Raw genomic sequence first — 518 nt, 5'->3', positions numbered from 1 at the left:
GGGCTAGGGTGAGGGGCTTTTGATTTGTTTCAGAATTTGAGTTCAACTCGGTATTGCACGTCGGCGTATCTTGCCCAAACACCTCGGTCAGTCTCCTCTCCCTCTGGGAGAGGGCTAGGGTGAGGGGCTTTTGATCTGTTTCAGAATTTGAGTTCGACTTGGTATTTCACGTCGGTGTAGCTCATCCAAACACCTCGGTCAGTCCCCTCTCCCTCCGGGAGAGGGCTAGGGTGAGGGGCTTTTGATCTGTTTCAGAATTTGAGTTCAACTCGGTATTGCACGTCGGCGTATCTTGCCCAAACACCTCGGTCAGTCCCCTCTCCCTCCGGGAGAGGGTTAGGGTGAGGGGGTTTTCAGCTGTGTGTTGGTGTTTGGGATATTTCGTGGTTATCCAGCACGCGATTTACGGCCAGTTCGGCGAGCATGATGATTTGCTGGATCGCCAGAATCGTGCGCCTTTGTGGCAGGTCGATGTAGGCGGCGATGTCGCTGGTCATGAGGCTGGCCTGGGCCAGTGA

At 54.6% G+C, this 518-nt stretch carries 1 protein-coding gene; it reads right to left on the bottom strand.

Annotation, left to right across the window (positions count from 1 at the left end):
• Positions 1-353 precede the first annotated feature (353 nt).
• On the bottom strand, positions 354-518 hold a 165-nt coding region (locus tag F8N44_RS32375; RefSeq protein ID WP_412071593.1), incomplete at its 5' end, for a DUF6124 family protein.

It is taken from the genome of Pseudomonas fluorescens (assembly GCF_902497745.1).
GTDB classification, from domain to species: domain Bacteria; phylum Pseudomonadota; class Gammaproteobacteria; order Pseudomonadales; family Pseudomonadaceae; genus Aquipseudomonas; species Aquipseudomonas fluorescens_BM.
Note: the sequence above shows the minus strand (reverse complement) of the source record. Positions and strands in the feature narration are given on the sequence as shown.